Source organism: Variovorax sp. RTB1 (assembly GCF_035018765.1).
Lineage (GTDB): Bacteria > Pseudomonadota > Gammaproteobacteria > Burkholderiales > Burkholderiaceae_C > Variovorax.
This window is the reverse complement of the sequence record NZ_JASJXG010000004.1, coordinates 60,347-86,659: the sequence shown is the minus strand read 5'-3', so window position 1 is coordinate 86,659 and position 26,313 is coordinate 60,347. Positions and strand designations below refer to the sequence as shown.

Below are 26,313 nucleotides of genomic sequence, written 5' to 3'. Positions count from 1 at the left end.
CCAGGACGCGTGCCGCGAATCATCCATGAGCGCGGGCCGCGTCCAGGTGCTTCGTCAACGTCGGAAGATCAGTGTTGGTGCCGCACAGCAGCACGCCCACGCGTTGGCCTTCGAGCTCCTCGCGCAACGGGCCGAGCAAGCCAGCCGTGGCGGCCGCGCAGGCAGGCTCGGGCGACAGTTTGAGTTCTTCGAACAGGTGCAGCATGGCCCTGCGGATCTGGTCGTCGGACACTGTCACGAGCCGGTCGATGCTGCGACTGCAAAGCTCGTAGCTGTAAGCCTCGGTGTGCGGCGCCATCAGGCTGTCGGCGATGCCTTGCATCGGGCCCATCTTGATCGGGTGACCGGCCCTGAAGCTCTGCGCCATGCCGTCAGCGCCTTCGGGCTCGACACCGTAGACCTTGCAGTCGGGCTGCACCAACTTGAAAGCCGTGGCCACGCCAGCTGCCAGACCACCGCCGCCGATCGGCAGGATGACCGCGTCGAGCGCAGGCGCCTGGGTCGCCCATTCGTAGCCGAGCGTCGCGGTACCGAGCACCGTGCGGTAGCCGTTGAACGGGTGCACGAAGAAGCGCCCCTCTTCCTGCTCAATCTGGCGCACGCGCTCGAACGCCGCCGCGCCGTTGTCGGCCATCACGACTTCAGCGCCGTACTGGTGGCACAGCGCCACCCGGAACGGGCTGGCGGTCTTGATCATCACGACCTTGGCGCCGATGCCGAGCTTCATGGCGGCGTAGGCCACCGCCACCGCATGGTTGCCGGCGCTCACGCAGGTCACGCCGGCCTGCCGCTGCTTGTCGTCGAGCGCCAGCATGTTGGAGAACGCGCCACGTGCCTTGAAGGTGCCGCTGGCTTGCAGCAGTTCGAACTTGAAGTTGAGGCGCGTACCGGCGAGGTCGGCCAGAGCGTCCTTGTCGAGCACCGGCGTCTTGAAGACGTAGGGCTCGAGCGCGGCGCTCAACTCGCGGATGGCTTCGAGCGTGGGTACGGGTTGGCCGTCGATCGTCATTTAAAACCCAGCCGGCTGCGCGTGAAGAGCAAGGCAATGATGCTGACGATGGCGGCAAAGATCAGGTAGTAGCTCGGCGACAGCTTGTCGTGCGTCACGCTGATGAGCCAGGTCAGAATGAAGGGCGCGAATCCACCGAAGATCGTCACCGCCGTGTTGTAGCTCAAAGAGAGTCCTGTGGTGCGGGTCTGGGTCGGAAACAGTTCCGACAGCAGCGCCGGTACCGGCGCGAAGTACGCCGTCATCAGGCAACCGAACACGATCTCGACGAGCAGCAGCGTGCCGAAGCTCGGGCTCGCGACCAGCAGCGCGAACATCGGATAGATCAGCACCAGCAGCAGCACCGCGGCGGTCAGCATGATGCGCACACGCCCGACGGTGTCCGACAGATGCCCGATGACGGGCGCGAAGATCATCTGGATGATGCCGACCATCATCGTGGCCGTGAACACGACCGACGCCGGCAGGCCGAGCTGCTTCACGCCGTAGGTCGGCATGAAGAGCACGAGGTAGGTCGCGACCGTGCCGAGGATCACGATGCCGATCGCGAGCAGCAGGCGTTCCTTCTGGTGCGCGAAGGTGTCGCGGATGGGGGTCGTCGTCGCTTCGATCTTCGCGAACTCCGGGCTCTCGTCGACATTGCGGCGGATGTAGTACGCCACCGGGCCGATGAGGAGGCCGAAGATGAACGGAATGCGCCAGCCCCACGCCGCCATCTGGTCACCCGTGAGCGTGCTCGTGAGCACCGCGCCGAAGCCGGCCGCCAGCAAGGTCGTGAGGCCCTGGCTCGCGACTTGCCAGCTCGAGAAAAAGCCGCGGCGCTTCGGCGCATGCTCGGCGAGAAAGGCTGTTGCGCTGCCGAATTCGCCGCCGGCCGAGAAGCCCTGGATCATTCGCGCCACCACCAGCACCGCCGGCGCAAACAAGCCGATGCTGCTGTAGGTCGGCACGATAGAAATCATCAGGGTGCCGGTGAACATCAGGACGATCGACAAGGTGAGCGCCGCCTTGCGCCCGGCGCGGTCGGCGTAGGCGCCGATGACGATGGCACCGAGCGGTCGCAAGAAGAACGAGACGCCGAAGGTGCCGAGCGTGAGCAGCAGCGACACCGTGTCGTCGCCCGTCGGAAAAAAGAGCTTGGAGATGGTCGCGGCAAAGAAGCCGTAGACCACCAGGTCGAACCATTCGAGCGCATTGCCGATCGATGCTGCAATGACGGCGCGCCACGGTGGCGTTTCTGTTATCGCGGCGGGGTGGCGCAGCACGCCGGCGGTTACTTGGCTCATGTGTTTGTTCTTTCCAAAAATCAGCCCGGCAGCGACATGCTGCGAATCAGCTTGCGCATGAAGGACTCGCACTGTTCGATCTGCGCCAAGGTAACGAACTCGTTGGCCTTATGTGCGTCTTCGATGCTGCCCGGCCCGCACACCACAGAAGGGATGCCCAATTGCTGGAACAGTCCCGCTTCCGTGCCGTAGGCCACCTTGCGCACATCGCGGTCGCCGGTGAGCGCGCGAACCAGTTGCGTGATGGCCGCCTGCTCCGATGCATCGAGCGTAGGCGCGGTGGCCAGCAGTTCGAAGTCGATGGCCGCGCCCGCGTGCTCGTTTTTCATTCGCGGCAACAGCGTGTTGGTCGCGTAGTCCTTGATGCGCTCGATGATCGGCGCGCTGTCGACGCCCGGCAGGTTGCGGTATTCGAATCCAAACTCGCACTGCGAGGGAATCGTGTTGATCGCAATGCCGCCGCTGATGGTGCCGGTCTGTAGCGTGGTGAAGGGCACGTCGAACGCGTTGTCGAAAGGCCCATCGCGTCGATACTGATCGGCCTGGTCGCGGATGAAGCAGATCAGCCGTGCGGCGTACTCGATTGCGTTGAGGCCATGCGGCGTCAACGACGAATGCGCCGCATGCCCGTGCACACGGCAGCGGTACGCGTTGATGCCCTTGTGCGCCACGATGACGCGCATGTCGGGCGGCTCACCGACGATGCAGCCATTGGCATGGATGCCACGCGCCTTGAGGTCGGCCAGCATGTAGGGCGCGCCGACGCAGCCAAGCTCTTCATCGCACGAGAAGGCGAAGTGGATCGGCTCCTTGAGCCGCGCGGCTTTCATCTCCGGCAGCAGCGTGAGCGCCACGCCGATGAAGCCCTTCATGTCGCAGGTGCCGCGGCCGAAGAGCTTGCCTTCGCGCACCGTCGGCTCAAAGGGGCCGCTGTCCCATTTCTGCCCTTTGACCGGCACCGTGTCGGTGTGCCCCGAAAGCACGATGCCGCCTTGCGTCGAACCGTCGGCCGCGGGCAAGGTCGCGAAGACATTCGCCTTCCTGCCGGTGGCTTCGTAAGTGAGCGTCGACCTGGCACCATGCCGCTCGAGGTCGTCCCGGACCGTCTCGATGAGGCCCAGATTAGACTCAAAGCTGGTCGTTTCGATGCGGATCAACTTCTCGATCCAGGAAAGAGAAATCGGCATTGGCGTCGGGTCCTTCAAGGTGGTCACAGAATTATCATATGCGAAAATTTTCAGATAAGAAAAGGAAAATGCAAGCATCCGATTCTGTTGTTCTCGACAAGTCGGAGCTCGGTGGCCGGCTGCGCAGCGCCCGGCTGGCACAGCGCTTGACGCTTTCCGACCTGGCTGCGAAATCGCAGGTTTCAGTGGCCTCGATCTCGAAAGCGGAGCGCGGCTTGCTGGCGCTCAGCTACGAAAAATTCGCCGCATTGGCAGCGGCGCTGCAGCTCGACTTGTCGACGCTGTTCGGCACGCAACCGTCAGGTTTCTTGTCAGGCAGTGTCGTCGTCACGCGCAGCAAGGACGTGGTCGAGTACCACTCCGAGCGCTACCTCTACGGCATGCTCGCAACGCAGGTCACGTCGAAAAAGATGACGCCGATGATGGGCCGCATCGAGGCCAACTCGGTGTTGCGGCCGGGCCAGTTCAGCAAGCATCCGGGAGAGGAGTTCATCTTCGTGCTCGACGGTGCACTCGAGATGCACTTTGCCGACGGCCGCGTCGAAAGGCTCGAGAAGAACGACAGCATCTACTTCGACAGCGGCCTCGGCCACCTCTACGTCAACGGCGGCAAGGAAGGTGCGCAGATCCTGGTGGTGTGCTGCAACGAGCCGGGACATCCGTCGATCGACGGCAGCCGCTGATCAGGCCGCGATCGCCGGTTCCGGTGCGAGCTGCGTCCCGGCAATCGTCTGCGCGCCCGATGGCATGTGCTGTGCCCACTCGATGATTTCGAGCCGTCCATCGGCGTGCTCCGCCAGCGCGGTCAGGCTCTCCACCCAGTCGCCGTCGTTGCAGTAGAGGATGCCGTCGATGTCGCGCATCTCGGCATGGTGGATGTGCCCGCACACGACGCCCTGCACACCGCGCTTGCGCGCCTCGCGTGCGACGGCAACCTCGAAGTCACCGACGTAGCTGACCGCCCGCTTCACCTTCTGCTTCAGATACTTCGAGAGCGACCAGTACGGCAGCCCCATGCGCGCGCGCAGTGAGTTCAGGTGCCGGTTGAGCTTCAGAGTGAACTCGTAGAGCGAGTCGCCGACATGCGCAAGCCACTTCGCGCACTGGATCACGCCGTCGAACAGGTCGCCGTGCATCACCCAGAGCTTGCGGCCATCGGCCATTTCATGAATCCATTCGTCGGCGACGTCGATGCCGCCGAAGTTGTGGTTCAGATACTTGCGCGCGAACTCGTCGTGGTTGCCCGGAATGAAGATCACGCGGGTGCCCTTGCGTGCCTTGCGCAACAGCTTCTGGATCACGTCGTTGTGCGCTTGGGGCCAGTACCAGTGCCGCTTGAGTTGCCAGCCGTCGATGATGTCGCCGACGAGGAACAGCGTCTCGCACTCGGTGTGCTTCAGGAAGTCGAGCAATGCGCGTGCCTGGCAGCCGGGCGTGCCCAGATGCAGGTCGGAGATCCACAGCGTGCGAAAGCGTTGCGACGGCCGCGTTGCGTCATCGTCGTCCGGCGCCGAAGTGCCGGTTGCGTTGTCGCGCCATGCGCGGAGAAAAGCATCGTCGCGTTGCATGGATGCGTAGCGTCGCGGTGCTGCGTGACGTCCGCATGGCAACGGCAAGACGGTTCGGTGACAACGGCTCAGCAGCCGCAGGCGCGTCAGATCAGCAGATCACTGTCGCTCGATCGATGTGACGGCGGAACGACCCCGAGATGCCGATAAGCCGCCAGCGTGGCGATGCGGCCGCGCGGCGTGCGCTGCAGGTAGCCTTGCTGGATCAGGTAGGGCTCGATCACGTCTTCAATCGTGTCACGCTCTTCGCCGATGCTGGCCGCCACGTTGTCGAGCCCGACCGGACCGCCGTCGAAACGATGGATCACGGCCTCGAGCAGCTTGCGGTCCATCAGGTCCAGGCCCTGGGGATCGACGTCGAGCATCGCCAGCGCCTTGTGCGCGATGTGTTCGGTGATGCGCCCGTCGCCCTTCACTTGCGCATAGTCGCGCACCCGCCGCAACAGTCGGTTGGCGATGCGTGGCGTGCCGCGCGAACGGCGCGCGATCTCGAAGCCCCCGGCCTCGTCCATCTCGACCTTGAGCAACCCTGCACTGCGCCGCACGATGCGCGCCAGTTCTTCGGGCGTGTAGAACTCCAGCCGCGCCACGATGCCGAAGCGGTCGCGCAGCGGATTGGTCAGCATGCCAGCGCGCGTGGTTGCGCCGACCAGCGTGAAGGGCTGCAGATCGAGCTTGATGCTGCGCGCCGCCGGGCCTTCGCCGATCATGATGTCGATCTGGTAGTCCTCCAGCGCGGGGTAGAGGATCTCTTCGACGACCGGCGACAGCCGATGGATCTCGTCGATGAAGAGCACATCGTTGCGCTCCAGATTGGTCAGCAGTGCCGCCAGGTCTTTCGGCTTCTCGAGCACTGGCCCCGAGGTCTGCCGCAAGTTGACGCCGAGCTCCGCCGCGATGATGTGGCTCAGCGTGGTCTTGCCCAGGCCGGGCGGGCCGAACAGCAGCACGTGGTCGAGCGCCTCGTTGCGCATGCGCGCCGCCCCGATGAAAATTTCAAGCTGCTCGCGCACCTTCGCCTGGCCGACGTATTCGTCGAGCAGCTTGGGGCGCAAGGCGCGCTCGATCGCTTCTTCGTTCGGCGAGGCGGGCGCCGCGGACACCACGCGTTGCGGGGCCGGGGCGAAGTCGTCGGTCTGGATGGTCATGGGCGGTTGGCTGTAAGGGCAGTTTAGTCGGCCCAAGTGCGCTCTGCGCGCCCGATACTTCCGGCGACGCAAGGCGCTTCTCGCGCCTGTCGATTACCGGGCCAATGCCTTCAGCGCCAGCTTGATGCCGTCGCCCACCGCCACATCCTTGGGCAGTGCCTTCAATGCCGCGGCTGCTTCTTTGTCGCTGTATCCAAGTGCCACCAGCGCCTGGAGGATGTCGCCCTGGGCGTCGTTGGCAGCATGCGCTGGCAGCGCGATGTCGGCGCCGAGTTTTCCTTTGAGTTCCAACAGCAGGCGCTCCGCTGTCTTTTTGCCAACGCCCGGAATCTTCACCAGCCGACCTGTGTCCTGCAGCGTGACGACCTGCGCCAGCTCGCTCACGCTGAGCCCCGACAGCACACCCAGCGCCATGCGCGGGCCAACGCCTGAGATTTTGATCAACTGCCTAAACGCCATGCGCTCCTCGGCTGTGCCGAAGCCGTACAGGATCTGCGCGTCTTCACGGACCACGAAGTGCGTGAGCAGCGACACCCGCTCCCCCGTCGGCGGCAGGTTGTAGAAGGTGCTCATCGGCACGTCGACCTCGTAGCCGACGCCGTTGCAGTCCACCACCACCTGCGGCGGGTTGCGTTCGGCAAGAGTTCCTGTGAGCTTACCGATCATTTGATAGCCAGATTTGGGCCCGGGTGTGCGATTTGACTAGGGTCCAGTCCAAGCGTAATAGCCGACGCCCTCGAATGAATATTGCGGATACCGCTGCAATATGGTGTCGCGCTCTGTTGCATTGATTGTGTAGAAGTGAGTGCCGTTTTGCGTGTTGAAGAATCGGTACATCGCACTGGTCTGTTTGCCAGAAGCGATGTTGGCATACCAACTTGGCCCTTCAAAAGAAAGCCACGGAATGGTGGCCTTGATGTTGTCTCGCTCGGAAGAGTTGATCGTATAGAAGTGCTCACCAGTGTGTGCGTCGTAGAAACGGAAGACCGTGTCGCTGGCGGTACCGGCTGCCCCATAGGCATAAAACGCGATTCCGTCATAGCTGTAGTCCAGGGAGTGCTGGATAGCATTGTCACGCTCCGCGGGATCAGCCGTATAGAAATGGCTCTGCGCTCGGCGGTTGTAGAGGCGATAGATCGGGACACGCACGGTGCCCGACGTTGCGCCGAGCCATTGCGACAACCCCGCTTGATACGCTTTGTCGAATCGACCGTAGTAATCATTCCCCAAGGGGTTCTGGCAGGATCCGTAACCACCAAAAAGCTGTCCGACCAGATAGTCCTTTGTGTTGAGCTTAACAAAGAGTCCAGAGCCGCTACTTCCTCCCTCGGTCGCGCCCTGCGTCCACCGGACCCGCAGGAATTGGGCACTCGAAGCCGACGATGAGGCGCATGTTCCGCCAGTGCATTTGCCCGTGCCCAGGTAATCGCCAAGGGTGTATTTCTGCAAATCGCCTTTGGGGTGACTGACCCCATACACGTCGTCGTAGTAGCCGAGCGGGAAGGCGCTCGATCCTGCATAAACAGTGCCGGCCGGTGGCGTCGTATTGAGTCGCATGAAAGAGGTGTCTGTATCAGCGCTGCTGTACAGCAACGTGGCGCCCGAGACCATGGCTGCGAGCTTGGGGTCCACCTGCGTGCTATTGCACGAAGCAGATTTGTAGAACCACAGTGTGTACAACGTGGATGCCACCGTTTGGTTCGAAATGCAGTGATTGGCGCTGAGAAAATACGGTGTCCCCGAAGACGACCGGTCATTCAGCAGGGTGCCAGTGCAAACATAGTCGTCCCCGCTGTCGACGAAGTCCATCAGCGCGACCGACTTGCTCAATTCGTTGTAAGTCGACGAGCAAGACACGTCCATCGTGCAAGAACTCGCCTCTCCAACTTTTGCGATGGAGTCGAGTTTCCGGATGTCCGCGAGCACATGCGACAGCGATGGCACCGAAATTTGGACCGCGTCTGTCGGCGCTCCCGGTGGCACTTCAACCTCGATTGTGATGGCCTCGCCGCCCATATTGGGCGACCAATAGGTGTGCGCGGCATCGCTCGAATCCCCAGCATCTACGTTTTGTTGAATCGTCGTCAGAATTTCCTGGCCAGGAATTTCGTAGATTTTGCCGGCACTGTCGGCATAAAAGCGAACAGTGGCTCCGAGAGGAAAGCCCTTGATCAGCAGTCCCAACCGCACTCCTTTTGCATCTGGAGAGACGAAGCGCATTGCCGAGACCTTGTCGCCATTCGGTAGCGTGGTCCAACCCATCAACGCCGAGACCTGCAGTTGACTCGCCGTGTCAGAAATAGGCCGAGCCACGCCAATTTTTGTCGGCAGGCCTACAAGCGCAAGCGCTGACTTCTGGATTGTCGGAGCTTGAACAGTGAGCGCACCTAGGCTGATTTGTGCCGGAGTGGGCGCCATACCGGCCGCCCTCGTCTTGAACCGTTCAACTTCATGGCTCCCGCCAACGCTTATCTTGGCCTCGATGAGAATCGGGTCCTTGGAAGGTTCCGCGGGCTGCACGACGGCCTGTGCCGGGACGGCCGCTTTGCTTGAAGTCTGGTCTGCGGCTACGGGCAACACAACGGTACTGCCACCACTTGAGCCGCCAGAACCGCCGCATCCGGCGACAGAAATCAATAGCGCACATGCAAGCGCGCCCAATAGACGAATAGCTTTAATTTTTCTCTCCCTTTGACCACCTTGACCGCTCTGCATTCTGGCGCCAACCGATAGATTGCGCCCTGGTTTGGTCTGCCACAAAAGTCGTGCGCCACCGACTACGTCACAGTCGATTCATTTGATTTGGCCGCGTGTACCGCGTCAGCCACGCCTATGATTCACAGCCCAATCTTCCAGCCTGGTCACGCCTTGCTCCTTCGACACACCTTCGCCCCTCACAACAACACCCGCCTCGGCCACCTGTGCGGCCCGCTCGATGCCCATTTGCGCCGCATCGAAGAGGCGCTCGACGTGAAAATCGCGCACCGGCACGAGCAGTTCAAGATAGACGGCCCCAAGGTCAACGCGCAACGTGCAATGGATGTGCTGCAGGCCTTGTACGAGATCGCGCAACGATCGATCGATGCGGCGGTGGTGCAGCTCACGCTGGCAGGCGACAGTTCGATGGACGAAGCCGACGACGAAGGGATGACGCTGGTCACGCGCCGCGCCGACTTGCGTGCTCGCACGCCGACGCAAAGCCTTTACCTCGAAAACATCGCCAACCACGACATCACTTTCGGCATCGGGCCGGCCGGCACCGGCAAGACCTATCTGGCGGTGGCCTGCGCGGTCGATGCGCTGGAGCGCAGCAGCGTGCAGCGCATCGTGCTGACCCGCCCCGCCGTCGAGGCCGGCGAGCGGCTAGGCTTCCTGCCGGGCAATCTGAGCGAAAAAGTCGACCCGTACCTGCGTCCGCTGTACGACGCGCTTCACGACCTGATGGGCTTCGACAAAGTGCAGAAAGCCTTCGAGCGCAACGCGCTGGAGATCGCACCGCTCGCCTTCATGCGCGGCCGGACGCTCAACAACGCCTTCATCATCCTCGACGAGGCGCAGAACACGACGCCCGAGCAAATGAAGATGTTCCTCACGCGGATCGGCTTCGGCGCCAAGGCTGTGGTGACCGGCGACGTGAGCCAGATCGATTTGCCCAAGACGCAGCTGAGCGGACTCGTCGACGCCGAGCGCGTCATGAAACGGGTCAAGGGCATCGCGGTAACGCACTTCACCAGTGCCGACGTCGTGCGGCACCCCCTCGTGGCGCGCATCGTCGATGCCTACGACAGCCAGCGCAAACGCGCGACGCCCACGCGCTGACATGGCGCTCGCTGCCCTCTCACTCTCGTTGCAGTTCGTGCCGTTCAAAGGCGTCGAACGCCATCGCGCGGCGTTACCCCGGCACAGCGTGACGCGCTGGATTCGCCACGCGCTCGATGTCGACGGCGAGCTCACGGTGCGCATCGTCGATGTCGAAGAAGGTCAACGACTGAACCGCGAGTTTCGCGGCAAGGACTACGCCACCAACGTGCTCACCTTCGACTATGCGCAAGAGCCGATGGTGATGGCCGACCTGGTGCTGTGTGCGCCGGTGGTCGCGCGCGAGGCGAAAGAGCAGCGCAAAACGCTGGCTGCGCACTACGCCCATCTGCTGGTCCATGGCACGTTGCACGCACAGGGCTGGGACCATGAAACCGGCGAGGCCGATGCCGAAGAGATGGAAGCGCGCGAGATCGAAATCCTCGCCGGGCTGGGCATTCGCAACCCGTACTAGCGCCTTCTCAGCAGGCCAGCGCGGGCGTCATGCGCCGTCGAGCACCCGTCACGCACCCGGCGCCATCTGAACGGCGCGCGCTTCCATGTTGAGTGGCAGCAGCTGGATGGTCACCCGAAGACCCGGCACGTTGTCCATCAGCGCCTGCTCGAGTTCATCACGCAGAGTGGCCGCACGTTGCAACGGCCAGTCGCCCGGCACATGCATGTGCAGGTCGGCGAAGAGCCGTTGCCCCGCGCGCCGGGTCGCGATGTCGTCGAAGCGGATCGGCCCGGCCTTGACCGCACCAGCGCCACCACCGGCGCGCTCCAGAAAACCGTCGAGCGTGGCTTGCACCGCAGCCATGGATTCGGCCGGCATGGCCTCGTCCATCAGCCCTTGCGAGGAGCGCCAAACGAGTTTGCCGCCTTCGAAAATGATGTTGAGCGCCACGCCGATGCCCAGCAGCGGATCGAGCCACAACCAGCCGGTGAAATGCACGGCGACGATGCCGACGACGACTGCGACCGAAGTCCACACATCGGTGACGAGGTGCCGCCCATCAGCTTCCAGCGCGATCGAACGGTGCTCTCGTGCCGCCCTGAAGAGCGCCCACGCCAATGCGCCGTTGAAGCCTGTGCTGACGATGGACAGCGCCAGCCCCCAGCCCAGCTGCTCGATCGGTCGCGGCGCCATCAAGCGCTCGATCGAGACCCACATGATCGCCAGCGCTGCGCCGATGATGAGGATGCCTTCGAAGCCAGACGCGAAGTACTCGGCCTTGTGATGGCCGTAGGGATGGTCTTCATCGGCCGGCCGCGCGGCAATGGTCACCATCGCGAGAGCGAACATCGCGCTCGCGAGATTGACGAACGACTCCATCGCGTCGGAAATAAGCCCCATCGAATGCGTGATGTAGCCTGCCATTCCCTTCAGCACGATGGTGACGAGCGCCACCGCGATCGACAGGCGCAACAACACCTTTGGGGTCAGTAGACTTTGTATCGAAGAAGAGAAAGAGGAAGAAGGCAAAAGAGGCACCGAGCTTCAGCAATGCCGACGGGAGGTCAGCGGGGCGCAGGAATTATGGACGGCTCATGCGCGGAGCACGTCGCGTACCATCGGGCGCTCACCTTGATTCAGAAGAGGCCCGGATGAGATTCAGACCCTGGACGCGGCTGAGCGCCCTGCTGCTTGTGGCGGCCATCGCGTCGATCGCTTCGATCGCGCCGGCGGCAGCACAAGCCACCCCACCGCCAGAACGGGCTGGTTTCGTCAAAAGCGTGCGCGGCGACGTGCAACTGCTCAGCGCCACCGGCGTGATGCGTACCGCACATGCCGGCGACGAGGTTGCTCCCATCGAACGTATCGTGACTGGCACGGACTCGGCCGCGAGCCTGGTGCTGCGCGATGGCACCGTGCTCGTGCTCGGCCCTTCGTCGCGACTCGACATGAAGGAGTTCAGCTTCGATCCGACCGCCCAGGACGGCGGCCTGTTGATCTCGCTGCTGCGTGGCTCGCTGCGCATGATTTCCGGCCTGATCGGAAAGGCCCATCCGGACGCGGTTCGTATCGAGACACAGACCGCGACGATCGGCATTCGCGGCACCGATTTCATCGTTCAGGCGGATCCGCAACCATGAACATGCCACGCTGCGTCATCTGGTTTTCGCTCTGCTTTTCGCTCCTGTCAGCCGCGCTGCTCGCGGGCTGCTCGACGCCTGCCACGCGCGTCGTGTTGCTGCCGCAACCGGACGGGCGGCCCTCCGCAGTGGTGGTCAGAAGTAACGGCGGCGAAATCACGCTGGACAAGCCTTACCAGCGCGCCACCGTGAAAGCAGGCCGCACCGGCGCGCCTTCGCTCGACCACACCGATGCAGCACGGGTCCGCACCGACAACACCATGCTGTTCGACCTCGTTCCGCCCGCACCCCAGCGCTACGCGGTGTACTTCGACGCAGGCAACACGTCGCTGATGCCCGAATCTCAACGCGAGATGACCACCGCGTTGATGGTGGCAATGGCACGCGCCGGCAGCGATATCGTGATCACCGGCTACACCGACACGGTTGGGGCAGTCGTGTCTAACGACGAGTTGTCGATGCGCCGGGCGCAGCAAGTGCGTCAGATGTTCATCGACAGGCAGTTTCCGGCGGCACGGATCGAAGCGGTCGGCCGCGGCGAACGCGAACTCGCGGTACCGACCGCCGACGATTCGCCGGAGCCGCGAAATCGACGGGTGACGATCGAAGTGCGCTGAACGGCGGGCGGGGCTCGAACCCGGCGCAGCCTTTGCTCAGCGCAAGGTCAAGCGAACGAACTTGCGCTTCCCGACCTGCACCACATAACTGCCCGCTGGCAGTTTCAGCGCCTTGTCGTTGACGACGACCGAGTCGAGACGAACACCACCGCCTTCGATCAGGCGGTTGCCCTCTGAGGTCGACGGCGCCAGCCCGGCCTGCTTCAGCAGTTGGGCGATGCCGAGCGGCGCGCCTTCCAGCGTCAGTTCAGGAATGTCGTCGGGCACGCCGCCATTGCTGCGATTGACGAAATCCTGCTCCGCCGCGTCGGCTGCCGCGGCACTGTGAAAGCGCGCGGTGATTTCCTTGGCGAGCGCGACCTTGGCATCTTTCGGGTTGCGCCCGCCTTCGACCTCGGCCTTCAACGCCGCGATCTCGGCGAGCGATTTGAAGCTCAGCAAGGTGTACCAGCGCCACATCAGCACGTCGGAAATCGATAGCACCTTGGCAAACATGGTGTTTGGCGCTTCGCTGATGCCGATGTAATTGTTCTTGCTCTTCGACATCTTTTCGACGCCATCGAGCCCTTCGAGCAAAGGCATAGTGAGTATGCACTGCGGCTCTTGGCCATACTCCTGTTGAAGGTGACGCCCGACCAAGAGGTTAAACTTTTGGTCGGTGCCGCCGAGCTCGAGGTCCGACTTGAGCGCCACGGAGTCGTAGCCCTGCATCAACGGATACAGGAACTCGTGCACAGAGATCGACTGGCCCGCCTTGAATCGCTTGCTGAAATCGTCGCGCTCCATCATCCGGGCGACGGTGTATTTGGCCGCCAGCTGGATCATCCCGCGCGCGCCCAACGGGTCGCTCCACTCAGAGTTGTATCGAACCTCGGTTCTGGACGGATCGAGCACCAGGCTGGCCTGACGGTAGTACGTCTGCGCGTTCGCCTCGATTTGTTCGCGCGTGAGCGGCGGCCGGGTCGTGTTGCGTCCGGACGGGTCGCCGATCGTCGTCGTGAAGTCGCCAATCAAAAAAATGACGGTGTGGCCCAGATCCTGCAGCTGCCGCAGCTTGTTCAGCACCACCGTATGACCGATATGAATGTCCGGAGCCGTCGGATCGAGGCCGAGCTTGATGCGCAGCGTCTGGCCGGTGGCCTCGGCGCGCTGAAGCTTTTTGATCCACTCATCCTGGGGCAGCAATTCTTCAGCCCCACGCAGCGAGATTTCGAGAGCTCTTCCTACGCCATCGGAGAGGACTTGGGATGTAACAGAACCGGCATTCATTGGGCTTTTGTGGCTGATTTGGGTATTGCCGAAGCTATACTGAGCCCGACTTTGCAAGCGCCGGATTCTAAGCGGCGCTTTTTTCCGCGCCGTGTTGCCGCCTCCGTCTTGAGGCCTTCTGCTTCACGGATTCGCTGAAACCTGATCTGGATTTTTGAGCTTTGATTGACAGATTTCTTGCCGCCGAGGAGCTGTTTGCTTCCCGTGTGGCCTACACATTCCGGACGTACCCAAGGCAGATCACCGCAGTGATTGCAGCGGTCTTGATGTCCGCAGGCGGTGGTGCATTCGCGGTTGCTTCGCTTGGCCCCGACGCGGCCAAGATTCCGGTAAAGCAGGTGCTTGAAACGGTGACGCCGCTTGCTGTTTCAACACAGACCGAGGCGCTAGACGCTTTCAGCTTCACACTGTTCCGCAGCGAAACCACGCGCTCGAGCGACACCGCTGAAGCGCTGCTCGGGCGCCTTGGCGTAAGCGATCCGGCCGCATCGGCGTACATCCGCGGCAACGCCGAGGCGCGCTCCGCGCTGTTGAGCCGGGCCGGCCGTACTGTCACTGCCGAAGTCACGCACGAAGATCGGCTCAAGAAGCTGAGTGCACGCTGGATTCCTGACGGCGACGGCTTCAAGCGCCTCGTCGTCGAAAGCGCGGGCGTCGGCTTCATCCTGCGTTCCGAAGCCGACACACTGACCGCCGGTACACGCCTGGCGAGCGGCGTGGTCCGGACGTCGCTCTTTGCGGCAACCGACGATGCCAACATTCCCGATGCTGTCGCGAGCCAGTTGGCCGACGTCTTCGCGGGCGATGTCGACTTCCGTCAATTGCGCAAGGGCGATCGATTCGCTGTCGTCTACGAAACCTTCGAAGCCGACGGCCAGTCGATGCGCAGCGGCCGTATTTTGGCGGCGGAGTTCGAAAGCGGCGGCAACATCCACCAGGCGCTGTGGTTCCAGGAGCCGGGCCGCAAGGGTGGCTACTTCAGGCCGAACGGCGACAGCTTGCGTCACGCGTTCCTGAGTTCGCCGGTCGAGTTTTCGCGCATCTCTAGCGGTTTCGCGATGCGGATGCACCCGATTTTGAACACCTGGCGTCAACATAACGGCATTGACTTCGCGGCACCTTCGGGCACGGCGGTTCGAGCCGTCGGCGATGGCGTTGTCGAATTCGCTGGGCAGCAAAGTGGCTACGGCAACATCATCATCGTCAAGCACCGAAACGACCTGAGCACCGTGTATGCGCATCTGAGCCGCATGGACGTCAAGGTCGGGCAGAGCGTGGCCCAAAGCCAGTTCATCGGTGCTGTCGGCAGTACGGGCTGGGCGACCGGCCCGCATCTGCACTTCGAGTACCGAGTGAACGGTGAGTACACCGATCCGGCGGTCATCGCCAAACAGGACGGCGACATGACGCCGATCGCGGCAGCATCGCGTCCCGCGTTCGAGAAATTGGCGGTCGCAACGCGCACCGAATTGGCAGCCGCGTTCTCTGTGGTCCAGGCCAGCGCCGACTGACCGACCGCACCATCGAACACAACAAAATGGCCGATCTGCAGATGGCCAACCTGTTCATCGGCTTGATGTCGGGAACTTCACTCGACGGCGTCGACGGCGTCATCGCCGATTTCTCGGCCGGCGGCATTACGGTCAAGGCGCACGCCACGGCGCCTTTCTCGGTCGGACTGCGCACCGAATTGCTGGCGCTGAACACACCCGATGGCGTCAACGAGCTGCATCGTGCGGCGCTCGCGGGCAACGCGCTGGCGCGGGTGTACGCAGCGGTCACGCAGGATTTGCTCGACCAGGCCAACGTAGGTGCCGAAGCCATCGCCGCCATCGGGGCCCATGGCCAGACGGTGCGCCATCGGCCAGGCGAATTCGACGATATTGGCTACACGCTTCAGCTCAACAACCCCGCGCTGCTCGCCGAACTGACCGGCATCGACGTCGTTGCTGAATTCAGGACCCGCGATGTCGCAGCCGGCGGTCAGGGCGCACCGCTGGTGCCAGCGTTCCATCGCGCGCTGTTCGCGCTAGAAAACGACGCCGTTGCTGTTCTGAATCTCGGTGGTATTTCCAACCTCAGTTTGCTGCCTGCCACATCGGGCGAAGCGATCACCGTGCTCGGCTTCGATTGCGGCCCCGGCAATGCGCTGCTGGACCACTGGTGTCAAACCCACCTGGGCCAGCCATATGACGCTGGCGGCGCTTGGGCTGCCAGCGGGCGAGTGCTACCCGACTTGCTCGAGCGGCTGCTGCGCGATGCTTACTTTGCCAAGGCGCCTCCGAAAAGCACCGGGCGCGACCGATTCAATCCCACCTGGCTCGCCGCGCAGTTGCAGCACGCCAGCAGCGCTGATGCCGCGGATGTGCAGGCAACGCTTGCCGAGCTGACTGCCAGTTGCTGTGCCGCGGGCGTAATCCGCTACGGCACCGACAGCAAGACCTTGATCGTGTGCGGCGGCGGAGCGCTGAACGACCACCTGCTCGCCCGGTTGCGCGCACTGCTCCCCGGTGTCGAGCTGAAGTCGTCGGCTGAACGGGGACTGCCACCACAACAGGTCGAAGCGGCAGCATTTGCGTGGCTGGCCCGTTGTACGGTGCGCCGAGAGACGGGCAACCTTGCCAGCGTGACCGGCGCCAAGGGCGCGCGGGTGCTGGGCGCCATCTACCCTGCTTGACTGGAGGCCTGCCTGGCCTGGACTTGCTGGTGGACCCAAGGGGCGGCGTGGCGGGTAGCTTGTGCTGGTTGCTGGTTGCTGGTTGCTGGTTGCTGGTTGCTGGTCGCTGGTCGCTGGCCGCTGGCCGCTGGTCGCAGCAGTCGGCGCTTCAGCCTTGGCCGGACACCTCGGGCTGTGCCGGTCGAATGGCCCTGGCTTCCGCGGGCAGATGCCAAAAGATCAGCGTCGATGCCAGCGTGATCAATCCCATGCTAGCGAACGTCGCCTGAAAAGCATGCAGCGTTTCGATCGACGTGATCGGCGCAGTGCCACCGAAGATGCCGGTGTAGCCCGCCAGCACCGCGCTTGCAGCGGCCACGCCGAGGCTCATGGCCAGCATCTGCACCATCGACAGCAGGCTGTTACCGGTGCTCGCCATGCTACCGTCGAGATCTTTCAAGGTGATCGTGTTCATGGCGGTGAACTGCAATGAATTGACCGCACCAAAAGCCAAGAGCTGCAAGATGTTCAGCACGATCGGCTGGCCCGGCGCGGCAAGCCCGAAGGACGCCATCGTCACGCCGACCAGCGCCGTGTTGACGACCAGCACCTTTCGGTAGCCATAGCGCGTGATGAGCAGCGTGGTGAAGCGCTTCATCGCCATGCCTGCCAGCGCGATCGGCAACATCATCAACCCCGCCTGCAGTGGCGAATAGCCCATCGACACCTGCAGCAGCAACGGCACCAGAAAGGGCATGCAGCCGCTGCCTAGGCGCGAAAACAGATTGCCGATCAAGCCAATGCTAAGTGTCTGGACCTTGAATAGCGACGGCGCAAAGAGCGGATCGGCGCGCCGGCTAGCGTGCAGCCAGTAAGCGACGATGCTGGCGAAACCGAAGATCAACAACATCAGCACGCCGACTTGCCGCATGCCGGCACCCGAGACGCCGTCGAGCGCCAGCGAAATCGCGACCATGCCAAAGGCGAGCATCGCGTAGCCTGCCCCGTCGAAGCGATGCCGTACGGCGCCGCGCAGATCGGGCATGAGCCTGAGCGTTGCAATGCAGCCGACCAGACCCACGGGTACGTTGATCAAGAAGATCCAGTGCCACGACGCGTACTGCACCAGCCAGCCGCCCAGCGTTGGGCCGAGCAACGGTCCGATGAGCCCCGGAATCGCGACGAAGCTCATCGCCTGCAAAAACTCGGCGCGCGGCACCGTACGCAGCAGCGACAACCGTCCTACCGGCAGCAGCAAGGCGCCTCCGAGCCCCTGCAGCACCCGTGACGCGACGAGTTGACCGATGCCATGCGATGCGGCGCAAAGCACCGACCCGAGCACGAACAACAAGATGGCGGAGAAGAAGACGCGGCGCGTACCAAAACGGTCGGCGATCCAGCCCGAGGCTGGGATCAGCATCGCCATCGTGAGCGCATAGGCCACCACGACCGACTGCATCCGCAACGGGCTTTCGCCCAGGCTCGCCGCCATGGCGGGCAATGCGGTGTTGATGATGGTCGCGTCAAGCGTCTGCATGAAAAAGCCGATGGCGACGAGCCAGAGCAGACTTTTGCGATAGCCCGGTGCTGGCGCCGAAGGGGGCACCGGAGAAATGGGCGTTGAATTAGATCCGACAGGAAGCGTCATCGCAAAAACTCAGGCAACAAAAAGCCGCCCTTAGGCGGCTGTTCAAACAAACGCGAAGAACTTCTGCAAATCTCAGGCTGAGAAGCTGGAGCCGCAGCCGCAAGTGCTGGTCGCGTTCGGGTTCTTGATGACGAACTGGGCGCCCTGCAAATCTTCCTTGTAGTCGATCTCAGCGCCCACCAGATACTGGTAGCTCATGGCGTCGATTAGCAGCGAGACGCCGTTCTTGGTCATCGTGGTGTCGTCCTCGTTGGTGATCTCGTCGAACGTAAAACCATACGAGAAACCAGAACATCCGCCACCCTGCACGAAGACACGCAGCTTGAGTTCAGGGTTGCCTTCTTCGGCGATCAAGTCAGCCACCTTCGCGGCGGCGCTGTCAGTAAACAAAATCGGTTCCGGCATATTCGGAACAGGCATTTCAGAAACGATATTTTCGGCAACGGCGCTCATGTGAGTACTCCTGTAAGTGCGGCCAAACGTGCGAGCACGTGCAGCCAATGAAGGCAATGCTACTGCAACAAACAAAAAACCGCCCGAAGGCGGCGTTTTGACTGCGAGGGCAGTAAGCCCAAACAGCAGCTCCAAAAGCGAATTAACGCTTCGAGAATTGCTTCCGGCGGCGAGCAGAGTGCAAGCCGACCTTCTTCCGCTCGACTTCGCGCGCATCGCGCGTCACGAAGCCAGCCTGGCTCAACACCGGCTTGAGCGTCGCGTCGTAGTCGATCAACGCACGGGTGATGCCGTGGCGCGCCGCGCCGGCCTGGCCCGATTCGCCGCCGCCATTCACGTTGATCATGATGTCGAAAGCTTCGACGTTGTTCGTCAGGAACAGCGGCTGCTTCGCGATCATGATGGATGTTTCGCGACCAAAGTAGGCCTGAATGTCCTTGCCATTGATCGTGATCTTGCCGGTACCCTTTTTCATGAACACACGGGCGACGCTCGATTTGCGACGGCCGGTGCCATTGTTCCATTCACCGATCATTTGGCGGCCTCACGTTGGGCGTTGGTGGACAAGCCTGCAATTTCCAGCACTTTGGGCTGTTGCGCGGTATGCGGGTGCTCTGCGCCACCGTAGACCTTGAGCTTCTTGATCATGGCGTAGCCGAGGGGCCCCTTGGGCAGCATGCCCTTGACGGCCTTTTCCAGCGCGCGGCCGGGATGCTTGGCTTGCATGTCGCGGAAGTTGGTAGCCGAAATACCGCCCGGGTAGCCCGAGTGACGGTAGTAGATCTTGTCGATCGGCTTGGCACCGGTGACACGAAGCTGGGCTGCGTTGATGATGACGATGAAGTCACCGGTATCGACGTGAGGCGTGTAAATGGCCTTGTGTTTGCCGCGCAAACGGAGAGCAACTTCGCTGGCTACTCGTCCGAGGACCTTGTCGGTCGCGTCAACCACAAACCACTCGTGCACCACGTCAGCGGGTTTGGCGCTGAAAGTTTTGGTCATGAGATTCTCTTTAAAAGAGGGTTTGGCGGGCCCTTTTCCACGGTCGGCGTTCCTCTGACGGGAATCTCTTAGGTGGGGTTCACGCTTCGCCGCGGGGCCACAAAAGCGCTGCGAAGCCTTCTATTATATAAAGATTCGGCGCTGGCGGGTACCATCGACCCATGTTCAGTTACCGCCACGCCTTCCACGCCGGCAACCACGCCGACGTGCTCAAGCACACGGTGTTGATCGCCACGCTCACTCATTTGCTCGAAAAAGACGCGGCGCTGACCGTGGTGGACACGCATGCCGGCGCCGGCTTGTACCGTCTGGATGGCGACTACGCCGACACCAGCGGGGAGGCGGCGGAAGGTCTGTTGCGACTGATGGCAGCCAAGCCGAAAGACGGCGCGCCCCTCGCGGACGCCATCGCCCGCTACCTCGGCGTCATCGCCGACTTCAACCCGAAAGGCGGCGCCAAGATCTATCCTGGCTCGCCTTTCATCATCCAGCATCTGTTGCGGGACCATGACCGGTTGAAACTATACGAGTTGCATCCCACCGATGCCAAAACCCTCGACGCCAACATCGCGCAACTCGACGCAGGTCGGCAGATTGCCGTCCTGCGCGAAGACGGTTTCTTGAGCGCCAGCAAATTCTTGCCCCCACCATCGCGTCGCGCATTGGTGCTGATGGACCCAAGCTACGAGATCAAAAGCGACTACGGCCGCGTGCTCGAGTTCGCGGCCGAAGCGCTCAAGCGATTCGCCACCGGCACCTACGCCGTCTGGTATCCGATCATTCCGAGGCCTGAAGCGCACGATTTGCCGCGCCGCCTCAAGACGATGGCGACCAAGGCCGGTAAGTCGTGGTTGCACGCGACGCTCACCGTAAAGTCCAGCAAGCTGACATCTACGCCCACTGGCGAGACTAAGCGACCCGGCCTGCCAGCCAGCGGCATGTTTTTGATCAATCCGCCGTTTACCTTGAAACCGCAATTGGCCGCGGCGTTGCCTCAGTTGGTAGAGCTTCTGGCGCAAGACCGCCATGCGGCGTTTTCGCTCGACAGCGGCGGCTGAGTTTCGGCGCCTCTGCGACCGTTCATTCAACGCCGATATCTAGCGGCGTTTGCGATTCGATGGCTTGACCGGTACCTTCCGCGTGCTCGAAGGCGACGCCGCAGAATCACCCGCCATCGGCGCATCGGCGAAGTCGACGGCCGCGCCGCTGCAACGCATGTCTTTCTTATCGATCACCGACAACGCAACCTGCTTGATCCCCATTGACGTCAGCCCGATCTGATCTGCCGCAGCGCGGCTCAGATCGATGATGCGACCCAGCGCATAGGGCCCCCGATCGTTGATCCGCACCAACACCTCCTTGCCATTCACCAGGCTTCGCACGCAGACACGCGTGTTGAATGGCAGTGTCTTGTGAGCGGCCGTGAATGCGGTCATGTCGAAGCGCTCTCCGTTGGCAGTCTTGCGCTGGTGAAACTGGATGCCGTACCAGGAAGCGCCACCGCGCTCGAAGATTTCGCGAGGGCTTCCGTCACCGGGGACGCCATCGTCCGGCGAGAGTTCGCCAGTTCCTGAGATGGAGAGCTCGTAGCGCACCGATGGCACTTGCGAACGTGGAGCGGCACCGGCCGGCACCGCAAGCTCGCGTGGCAACGGCCGTAACCGAAAGCGCCCCGATGAATCCGCTGACGCGTCAGGTTTGGGCGCATTGGCATCGGGCGGCGGTGTGCCGCAGGCCGCAAGCAGACACAGCAAACCGGCCAGCGCGCCTCGCAGCGCGCGACGCGATCCGGTCCACCCCGCATGGCGGGCGGCCGGGCACGCGACATTCACTCGATGCGCTCCAGAACTCCCAAGGTCGCAGCAGCCTGATTCATCGTGTAGAAATGAAGGGCAGGTGCGCCGCCGTCTCGCAGTCGCACGCACAGGTCGGTGACGACATCGAGTCCGAACGCCTTGATCGACGCCGTATCGTCGCCAAAACCCTGCAGCCGAAGACGAATCCAGCGAGGAATCTCAGCGCCACAGGCGTCCGAGAAACGCATGAGTTGGGTCGAGTTAGTGATCGGCATGACGCCCGGCACGACAGGCACGTCGAGCTTCAACTTGCGGGCTTCATCCACGAAGCGGAAGTAGGCCTCGGCACTGAAAAAATACTGCGTGATGGCCGAATCGGCGCCCGCTTCGACCTTGGCCGCATAAGCCCGCAAGTCGGCCTCGGGCGAGCGCGATTGCGGGTGCACTTCAGGGTAGCAAGCGACCTCGATATGAAAGTCGCGACCTGTCTCTTCGCGAATGAACGAGACCAGATCGCTTGCGTACAAAAACTCGCCGCCAACGCCGTAGCCGCTGGGCAAATCGCCGCGCAATGCGACCAGCCGCTTGACGCCCATCGCCTTGAGTTCGGCCAACTGCATGCGCACGGTTGCCTTGGTCGAACCGATGCACGAAAAGTGGCTCGCCGCATCCACGCCCTCGCCCAGAATTTCACGCACCGTGTTGAAGGTGCCGTCGTGCGTCGAGCCTCCGGCGCCATACGTCACCGAGCAGAATTCGGGCTTTCGCGTGTAGAGCTGCTGCCGGACTGCACGCAGCTTGGTCGCGCCCTCGACCGTCTTCGGCGGAAAAAATTCAAAGCTGAGCGGAAGGCGCATCGCCGGCTCCTGGAGCGCCGTCCGCGCGAACGGCGTGAATGAAAAACTCATGGTTGCCATCGCCGCCGACGATCGGACTGTCGAACCACTGCACAACACGCAGTCCCAGCGCAGCGCAGGCTTCGCGCAAGCGTGCCTCCACGATCGGGTACATCGCCGCATCGCGCACGATGCCGCCCTTGCCGACCTGGCCCGGCTGCAGTTCGAACTGCGGCTTGACCAGCATCAGCATGCGGCCATCGGCTGCTAGAAAAGGCACCACCGCCGGCAACACCAGCGTCAGCGAAATGAACGAGAGGTCACCCACGATCAGGTCGAAGCGCGGCTCGAATTCGATTTCCATCGTCTCGGGGTCGTCCTCGGCGTCGACACTCGAAGCGATCAGGTCGACCGCGGTCAGCGCTCGCGCATTGACCTTTTCGACCGCGATCACACGCTCGTCTTCGCGCAGCTTCGCGTGCAACTGGCCGTGACCGACGTCGACGCCGACCACCTTCGCCGCACCGTGCTGCAGCAGGCAATCGGTGAAGCCTCCGGTCGACTGGCCGATGTCGAGGCACTGCAGCCCCGTCGCATCGATGCCTGCGGTCTTCAAAGCCCCTTCGAGCTTGAGTCCTCCGCGCGAAACGTAGCGCGCTTCGGCGCCGTCGACCAGGTCGAGCTCGGCCGATTCAGGCAGGTCGTCGCGGTTCTTGGCCACGTCACGCCATGCGTCGCTGCTGCCCGCATCGCGCCAGCGCAAACCGCCCGCAATCAAGCGAACGGCCTGCGATCGAGACGCGGCCATGCCGCGCTCCACCAACAATTGATCAGCGCGCATGCGCTATCAATAGCGGTAGGTGTCAGGCTTGTAAGGGCCGTTTTTATCGACACCGATGTAGGCCGCTTGCGCTGGCGTCAGTTCGGTCAGCATGGCGCCGACCTTCTTCAGGTGCAGGCGCGCGACCTTCTCATCGAGGTGCTTGGGCAGCACGTAGACCTTGCCGGCTTCATACGCGTCGGGCTTGGTGAAAAGCTCGATCTGCGCGATGACCTGGTTGGCGAACGACGACGACATCACGAAGCTCGGGTGGCCCGTGCCGCAGCCCAGGTTCACCAGGCGACCCTTGGCCAGCAAAATGATCTTCTTGCCGTCCGGGAAGGTGATGTGGTCGACTTGCGGCTTGATCTCTTCCCACTCGTACTTCTCGATCGACACGACATCGATTTCGTTGTCGAAGTGACCGATGTTGCAAACGATGGCCTGGTCTTTCATGGCGACCATGTGGTCGTGCGTGATGACGGACAGGTTGCCGGTCGCCGACACGAAGATATCCGCCTTGTCGGCAGCGTATTCCATGGTCACAACCTTGTAGCCTTCCATTGCAGCCTGGAGCGCATTGATCGGATCGACCTCGGTGACCCATACCTGCGCCGACAGGGCGCGCAGCGCTTGTGCCGAGCCCTTGCCCACGTCGCCGTAGCCCACCACGACCGCCACCTTGCCGGCGATCATCACATCGGTCGCGCGCTTGATGGCGTCGACCAGAGATTCACGGCAGCCGTACAGGTTGTCGAACTTGCTCTTGGTGACTGAATCGTTCACGTTGATGGCGCGAAACTGCAGCGTGCCGTTCGCCGACATCTCGTTCAGGCGATGAACGCCCGTGGTCGTTTCTTCGGTCACGCCGATGATCTCGGCGGCTTTGCGGGTGTACCAGGTACTGTCGACAGCGATCTTGGCCTTGATCGCGGCGTACAGGATGCGCTCTTCTTCGCTGGTCGGGTTCGCGAGAACGCCCAGGTCTTTTTCAGCGCGCTGGCCCAGATGCATCAGCAACGTGGCGTCGCCGCCGTCGTCCAGGATCATGTTGGGGCCTTCGCCCTTAGAGCCCTTGGGTCCGAAGTCGAAGATGGCGTGGGTGTAGTCCCAGTAGTCGGTCAGCGTCTCGCCCTTGACGGCGAAAACCGGCGTGCCGGCGGCTGCGATGGCAGCGGCTGCGTGGTCTTGCGTCGAGAAGATGTTGCACGATGCCCAGCGGACGTCGGCACCGAGGGCTTGCAGCGTTTCGATCAGCACCGCGGTCTGAATCGTCATGTGGATCGAGCCGGTGATGCGCGCGCCCTTGAGCGGGTGCGACTTCGCGAACTCGGAGCGAATGGCCATCAGGCCCGGCATTTCGGTCTCCGCGATGCGGATTTCCTTGCGGCCCCAAGCGGCCAGCGTGATGTCGGCGATGGCCTGATCGGTCAATTTGAGAGGGATTGCGACGGCGGATGCGGATTCGAGAACAGCGCTCATGAGAACTCCAAAGCAAGTTTGAGAATTGCCGCCGCGCTCGGGAAGGTAGACCTGTAGATCGACTCACCGCGAGAACAGCGGTTGAGCGTGGTTGCGATGTGGTCCGAGCCTCACGCCTGATGGCGCTGCAACGCTCCTCGGAACGACGGATTTTAGCGCAGACGCCCGATTGCGTGCGTCACCGCCCGGAAGGGTCGGCGTTACCGCCGACAAGCCGAAATTCTCAGGTCGCATTAGGCTCTGGCGATGATCCAACCCCCCACCTCTTCCTTCCGCACGCTTTCACCGCTTGCCTCCCTCCTTCTGACTTCGGCGTCGTTGTTCGCTCTCGGGACGCTTCCCGTCACAGCTGCCGCTCAAAGCCCGGCGGCGGCACCTGCTGCGGCGCCGACAGTGCGCATTCGCGGCACCGTCGTCTACGCAGACCAGAAGCAGGTCATCGTCAAAGACCGTGGCGGCGAAGTCGTTTCGCTGGCACGGGTCGCCGACATGCCGATCTCCGAGGTCTACCGAATCCAGCTGAGCGACATCAAGCAAGGGAGCTTCATCGGCACGGCAGCGATGCCGCAGGCGGACGGCACGCAAAAAGCGCTCGAAGTGCTGGTGTTCCCTGAAGCAGCGCGTGGCACCGGCGAAGGCCATTTCCCATGGGACTTGCAGCCGCAGAGCACCATGACCAATGCGACGGTGGCCGACCTCGCCGCGGCGCCGAAGAACGTGCGCGGCGGCCAGCAGTTGAAGCTCAGCTACAAGGGCGGTGAAAAGACGCTCATCGTTCCGCCGAACGTGCCCGTCGTGACCTTTAAGCCCGTAACCGACGCCCTGCTGGTCCCCGGCGCGAAAGTGCTGATCAACGCGCAAGAGCGCAACGGCACCCCGACGGCACTGCGCGTGCTGGCCGGCCGCAACGGCTTCACGCCGCCGATGTAATCCAAGGGAAATCCCGGAAGTAAATTGGCGAAGAGAACCGCCGCAGCCGCGCCGCTGCGGCGTATCGTGGCAACGGATTTCCGCATCGACAGGCGCGGCGTCCGCCTTCCTCAAACCTCAGGAGACTCCCATGGCCACCGCCAAGAAAGCTGCCGCCCAGCCCACCGCTTCGCAGGGCAACACCAAAATCCCCAGCCCGGCCGACATGCTCAAGGGCATGGCCGAGCGTCTGCAGAGCGTCAACCTGACCGGCGCCGGCAGCAAGCTGCTCGACAGCGGTCGCAAGGACCTTCAGGCCGTGATGCAGGCCAACGAAAAGTCGTACAAGGGCCTGCAGACGGTGGTGCAGCGTCAGACCGAGATGATCAAGAGCGCGATTGCCGAATGGCAGTCCGCAGCCAAGGCGGCCCCAGGCAAAGACCCGAAAGAAAATCTTGCCAAGCTCGACGAACTGGGTCGCGCGTCGTTCCAGCGTGCCATCGACGACATCAAGGAGCTGGCCGACCTGGCGGCCAAGTCGCAGAAGGACGCTTTCGAAGTCGTGCGCCAGCGGGTGCAGGACAACGTCGACGAAGTGACCAAGCTGCTGCAGCGCAAGTGAGAGGGCTGCCGGCGCGCTCGACGCGACCGGCATGACTACGGCTTTGTGGCGTCGCGCTAGCCCCGTGCGGGAGAAGCCAGGAGCGCATCCGTAAAATCGGGCAATCCCCC

General features: G+C 62.7%; 27 protein-coding genes and 1 riboswitch. Of the genes, 10 read left to right on the top strand and 17 right to left on the bottom strand.

Annotation, left to right across the window (positions count from 1 at the left end; genetic code table 11):
* Positions 1-19: 19 nt before the first annotated feature.
* The 3 genes from QN397_RS04260 to argE are packed head-to-tail and all read right to left on the bottom strand — an operon-like array spanning position 20 to position 3,482.
* Entirely contained in the window at positions 20-1,009 is a 990-nt protein-coding gene (locus tag QN397_RS04260; RefSeq protein ID WP_323495740.1) for a threonine/serine dehydratase, read from the bottom strand.
* A complete protein-coding gene (locus tag QN397_RS04255; RefSeq protein WP_323500159.1) occupies positions 1,006-2,295 on the bottom strand; it encodes an MFS transporter in 1,290 nt (429 codons plus the stop codon). The genes QN397_RS04260 and QN397_RS04255 overlap by 4 nt, the downstream gene beginning before the upstream one ends.
* A gap of 20 nt (positions 2,296-2,315) precedes the next feature.
* Positions 2,316-3,482: an acetylornithine deacetylase gene (gene argE, locus QN397_RS04250; protein WP_323500158.1), complete on the bottom strand. Its 1,167-nt coding sequence runs from the start codon at positions 3,480-3,482 to the stop codon at positions 2,316-2,318.
* Between the two features lie 68 nt (positions 3,483-3,550).
* Between argE and QN397_RS04245 the strand changes: the two genes are divergently transcribed.
* Positions 3,551-4,165, top strand: a complete 615-nt coding sequence (locus QN397_RS04245; RefSeq protein ID WP_323495743.1) for an XRE family transcriptional regulator — start codon at positions 3,551-3,553, stop codon at positions 4,163-4,165.
* On the opposite strand, the gene QN397_RS04240 is transcribed toward QN397_RS04245, so the two are convergent.
* From QN397_RS04240 to QN397_RS04225, 4 genes are all read right to left on the bottom strand, one after another.
* Positions 4,166-5,050 carry a UDP-2,3-diacylglucosamine diphosphatase gene (locus tag QN397_RS04240; protein ID WP_187053126.1) on the bottom strand — a complete coding sequence of 295 codons (885 nt, stop codon included), beginning with the start codon at positions 5,048-5,050 and terminating at the stop codon, positions 4,166-4,168.
* An 86-nt stretch (positions 5,051-5,136) separates the two neighbouring features.
* On the bottom strand, positions 5,137-6,198 hold the full coding sequence (gene ruvB / locus QN397_RS04235) for a Holliday junction branch migration DNA helicase RuvB (RefSeq protein WP_323495744.1): 1,062 nt from the start codon (positions 6,196-6,198) through the stop codon (positions 5,137-5,139).
* Positions 6,199-6,291: 93 nt separating this feature from the next.
* Entirely contained in the window at positions 6,292-6,864 is a 573-nt protein-coding gene (gene ruvA, locus QN397_RS04230; RefSeq protein ID WP_323495745.1) for a Holliday junction branch migration protein RuvA, read from the bottom strand.
* 36 nt (positions 6,865-6,900) lie between these two features.
* A complete protein-coding gene (locus tag QN397_RS04225) occupies positions 6,901-8,913 on the bottom strand; it encodes a serine protease (protein WP_323495746.1) in 2,013 nt (670 codons plus the stop codon).
* 153 nt (positions 8,914-9,066) lie between these two features.
* Between QN397_RS04225 and QN397_RS04220 the strand changes: the two genes are divergently transcribed.
* Positions 9,067-10,017 carry a PhoH family protein gene (locus tag QN397_RS04220; RefSeq protein ID WP_323495747.1) on the top strand — a complete coding sequence of 317 codons (951 nt, stop codon included), beginning with the start codon at positions 9,067-9,069 and terminating at the stop codon, positions 10,015-10,017.
* Between the two features lies 1 nt (position 10,018).
* Positions 10,019-10,471, top strand: a complete 453-nt coding sequence (ybeY, locus tag QN397_RS04215) for an rRNA maturation RNase YbeY (RefSeq protein WP_323495748.1) — start codon at positions 10,019-10,021, stop codon at positions 10,469-10,471.
* A gap of 48 nt (positions 10,472-10,519) precedes the next feature.
* On the opposite strand, the gene QN397_RS04210 is transcribed toward ybeY, so the two are convergent.
* Positions 10,520-11,482 carry a cation diffusion facilitator family transporter gene (locus QN397_RS04210; protein WP_323495749.1) on the bottom strand — a complete coding sequence of 321 codons (963 nt, stop codon included), beginning with the start codon at positions 11,480-11,482 and terminating at the stop codon, positions 10,520-10,522.
* 122 nt (positions 11,483-11,604) lie between these two features.
* On the opposite strand from QN397_RS04210, the gene QN397_RS04205 reads away from it, so the two are divergent.
* Positions 11,605-12,093 carry a FecR family protein gene (locus tag QN397_RS04205; RefSeq protein ID WP_323495750.1) on the top strand — a complete coding sequence of 163 codons (489 nt, stop codon included), beginning with the start codon at positions 11,605-11,607 and terminating at the stop codon, positions 12,091-12,093.
* Complete coding sequence (locus QN397_RS04200; RefSeq protein ID WP_323495751.1) at positions 12,090-12,710, top strand: OmpA family protein; 621 nt, start codon at positions 12,090-12,092, stop codon at positions 12,708-12,710. The genes QN397_RS04205 and QN397_RS04200 overlap by 4 nt, the downstream gene beginning before the upstream one ends.
* A 36-nt stretch (positions 12,711-12,746) precedes the next feature.
* Here the strand turns inward: QN397_RS04200 and tyrS are convergent, their stop codons facing one another.
* A complete protein-coding gene (tyrS, locus tag QN397_RS04195) occupies positions 12,747-13,979 on the bottom strand; it encodes a tyrosine--tRNA ligase (RefSeq protein WP_323495752.1) in 1,233 nt (410 codons plus the stop codon).
* 161 nt (positions 13,980-14,140) lie between these two features.
* Between tyrS and QN397_RS04190 the strand changes: the two genes are divergently transcribed.
* Both QN397_RS04190 and QN397_RS04185 read left to right on the top strand, forming a co-directional pair.
* Positions 14,141-15,490: a M23 family metallopeptidase gene (locus tag QN397_RS04190; RefSeq protein ID WP_323495753.1), complete on the top strand. Its 1,350-nt coding sequence runs from the start codon at positions 14,141-14,143 to the stop codon at positions 15,488-15,490.
* 41 nt (positions 15,491-15,531) lie between these two features.
* Positions 15,532-16,656 carry an anhydro-N-acetylmuramic acid kinase gene (locus QN397_RS04185; protein WP_323495821.1) on the top strand — a complete coding sequence of 375 codons (1,125 nt, stop codon included), beginning with the start codon at positions 15,532-15,534 and terminating at the stop codon, positions 16,654-16,656.
* Positions 16,657-16,804: 148 nt separating this feature from the next.
* Here QN397_RS04185 and mdtD read toward each other — a convergent pair whose 3' ends face one another.
* From mdtD to rplM, 4 genes are all read right to left on the bottom strand, one after another.
* Entirely contained in the window at positions 16,805-18,283 is a 1,479-nt protein-coding gene (gene mdtD / locus QN397_RS04180) for a multidrug transporter subunit MdtD (RefSeq protein ID WP_323495754.1), read from the bottom strand.
* Between the two features lie 72 nt (positions 18,284-18,355).
* On the bottom strand, positions 18,356-18,736 hold the full coding sequence (gene erpA / locus QN397_RS04175) for an iron-sulfur cluster insertion protein ErpA (protein WP_323495755.1): 381 nt from the start codon (positions 18,734-18,736) through the stop codon (positions 18,356-18,358).
* Between the two features lie 142 nt (positions 18,737-18,878).
* On the bottom strand, positions 18,879-19,271 hold the full coding sequence (gene rpsI / locus QN397_RS04170; protein WP_187053137.1) for a 30S ribosomal protein S9: 393 nt from the start codon (positions 19,269-19,271) through the stop codon (positions 18,879-18,881).
* The gene (rplM, locus tag QN397_RS04165; protein WP_187053138.1) at positions 19,268-19,738 is read right to left on the bottom strand and encodes a 50S ribosomal protein L13; all 471 of its coding nucleotides are present in this window, start codon (positions 19,736-19,738) and stop codon (positions 19,268-19,270) included. Before rplM ends, rpsI begins: the two co-directional genes overlap by 4 nt.
* Positions 19,739-19,899: 161 nt before the next feature.
* Between rplM and QN397_RS04160 the strand changes: the two genes are divergently transcribed.
* Positions 19,900-20,796 (top strand): 23S rRNA (adenine(2030)-N(6))-methyltransferase RlmJ, encoded by an 897-nt coding sequence (locus QN397_RS04160; RefSeq protein ID WP_323495756.1) that lies wholly within the window; start codon positions 19,900-19,902, stop codon positions 20,794-20,796.
* 39 nt (positions 20,797-20,835) lie between these two features.
* On the opposite strand, the gene QN397_RS04155 is transcribed toward QN397_RS04160, so the two are convergent.
* From QN397_RS04155 to ahcY, 4 genes are read right to left on the bottom strand one after another with little or no spacing between them, the layout of a single operon-like run.
* Entirely contained in the window at positions 20,836-21,570 is a 735-nt protein-coding gene (locus tag QN397_RS04155; protein ID WP_416352147.1) for a septal ring lytic transglycosylase RlpA family protein, read from the bottom strand.
* Positions 21,567-22,391: a methylenetetrahydrofolate reductase [NAD(P)H] gene (gene metF / locus QN397_RS04150; RefSeq protein ID WP_323495757.1), complete on the bottom strand. Its 825-nt coding sequence runs from the start codon at positions 22,389-22,391 to the stop codon at positions 21,567-21,569. The genes QN397_RS04155 and metF overlap by 4 nt, the downstream gene beginning before the upstream one ends.
* Positions 22,369-23,211, bottom strand: coding sequence for a TlyA family RNA methyltransferase (locus QN397_RS04145; RefSeq protein WP_323495758.1), 843 nt, complete (start codon positions 23,209-23,211; stop codon positions 22,369-22,371). Before QN397_RS04145 ends, metF begins: the two co-directional genes overlap by 23 nt.
* Positions 23,212-23,217: 6 nt before the next feature.
* Positions 23,218-24,672: an adenosylhomocysteinase gene (ahcY, locus tag QN397_RS04140; RefSeq protein ID WP_323495759.1), complete on the bottom strand. Its 1,455-nt coding sequence runs from the start codon at positions 24,670-24,672 to the stop codon at positions 23,218-23,220.
* Between the two features lie 76 nt (positions 24,673-24,748).
* A riboswitch (S-adenosyl-L-homocysteine riboswitch) is annotated at positions 24,749-24,817 on the bottom strand.
* A gap of 101 nt (positions 24,818-24,918) precedes the next feature.
* Here ahcY and QN397_RS04135 point away from each other — a divergent pair.
* Entirely contained in the window at positions 24,919-25,602 is a 684-nt protein-coding gene (locus QN397_RS04135; RefSeq protein ID WP_323495760.1) for a hypothetical protein, read from the top strand.
* A gap of 130 nt (positions 25,603-25,732) precedes the next feature.
* Positions 25,733-26,203 carry a TIGR01841 family phasin gene (phaP, locus tag QN397_RS04130; RefSeq protein ID WP_323495761.1) on the top strand — a complete coding sequence of 157 codons (471 nt, stop codon included), beginning with the start codon at positions 25,733-25,735 and terminating at the stop codon, positions 26,201-26,203.
* Positions 26,204-26,313 lie beyond the last annotated feature (110 nt).

Coding starts and splice junctions, on each gene's coding strand:
- QN397_RS04135 (WP_323495760.1), top strand. CDS start 24,919: ATGATCCAACCCCCCACCTCTTCCTTCCGCACGCTTTCACCGCTTGCC.
- QN397_RS04145 (WP_323495758.1), bottom strand. CDS start 23,211: ATGCGCGCTGATCAATTGTTGGTGGAGCGCGGCATGGCCGCGTCTCGA.
- ruvA (WP_323495745.1), bottom strand. CDS start 6,864: ATGATCGGTAAGCTCACAGGAACTCTTGCCGAACGCAACCCGCCGCAG.
- QN397_RS04245 (WP_323495743.1), top strand. CDS start 3,551: ATGCAAGCATCCGATTCTGTTGTTCTCGACAAGTCGGAGCTCGGTGGC.
- QN397_RS04200 (WP_323495751.1), top strand. CDS start 12,090: ATGAACATGCCACGCTGCGTCATCTGGTTTTCGCTCTGCTTTTCGCTC.
- ahcY (WP_323495759.1), bottom strand. CDS start 24,672: ATGAGCGCTGTTCTCGAATCCGCATCCGCCGTCGCAATCCCTCTCAAA.
- tyrS (WP_323495752.1), bottom strand. CDS start 13,979: ATGAATGCCGGTTCTGTTACATCCCAAGTCCTCTCCGATGGCGTAGGA.
- QN397_RS04205 (WP_323495750.1), top strand. CDS start 11,605: ATGAGATTCAGACCCTGGACGCGGCTGAGCGCCCTGCTGCTTGTGGCG.
- erpA (WP_323495755.1), bottom strand. CDS start 18,736: ATGAGCGCCGTTGCCGAAAATATCGTTTCTGAAATGCCTGTTCCGAAT.
- metF (WP_323495757.1), bottom strand. CDS start 22,391: ATGCGCCTTCCGCTCAGCTTTGAATTTTTTCCGCCGAAGACGGTCGAG.
- rpsI (WP_187053137.1), bottom strand. CDS start 19,271: ATGATCGGTGAATGGAACAATGGCACCGGCCGTCGCAAATCGAGCGTC.
- QN397_RS04160 (WP_323495756.1), top strand. CDS start 19,900: ATGTTCAGTTACCGCCACGCCTTCCACGCCGGCAACCACGCCGACGTG.
- QN397_RS04225 (WP_323495746.1), bottom strand. CDS start 8,913: ATGCAGAGCGGTCAAGGTGGTCAAAGGGAGAGAAAAATTAAAGCTATT.
- argE (WP_323500158.1), bottom strand. CDS start 3,482: ATGCCGATTTCTCTTTCCTGGATCGAGAAGTTGATCCGCATCGAAACG.
- ruvB (WP_323495744.1), bottom strand. CDS start 6,198: ATGACCATCCAGACCGACGACTTCGCCCCGGCCCCGCAACGCGTGGTG.
- QN397_RS04260 (WP_323495740.1), bottom strand. CDS start 1,009: ATGACGATCGACGGCCAACCCGTACCCACGCTCGAAGCCATCCGCGAG.
- QN397_RS04240 (WP_187053126.1), bottom strand. CDS start 5,050: ATGCAACGCGACGATGCTTTTCTCCGCGCATGGCGCGACAACGCAACC.
- rplM (WP_187053138.1), bottom strand. CDS start 19,738: ATGACCAAAACTTTCAGCGCCAAACCCGCTGACGTGGTGCACGAGTGG.
- QN397_RS04185 (WP_323495821.1), top strand. CDS start 15,532: ATGGCCAACCTGTTCATCGGCTTGATGTCGGGAACTTCACTCGACGGC.
- QN397_RS04255 (WP_323500159.1), bottom strand. CDS start 2,295: ATGAGCCAAGTAACCGCCGGCGTGCTGCGCCACCCCGCCGCGATAACA.
- mdtD (WP_323495754.1), bottom strand. CDS start 18,283: ATGACGCTTCCTGTCGGATCTAATTCAACGCCCATTTCTCCGGTGCCC.
- phaP (WP_323495761.1), top strand. CDS start 25,733: ATGGCCACCGCCAAGAAAGCTGCCGCCCAGCCCACCGCTTCGCAGGGC.
- ybeY (WP_323495748.1), top strand. CDS start 10,019: ATGGCGCTCGCTGCCCTCTCACTCTCGTTGCAGTTCGTGCCGTTCAAA.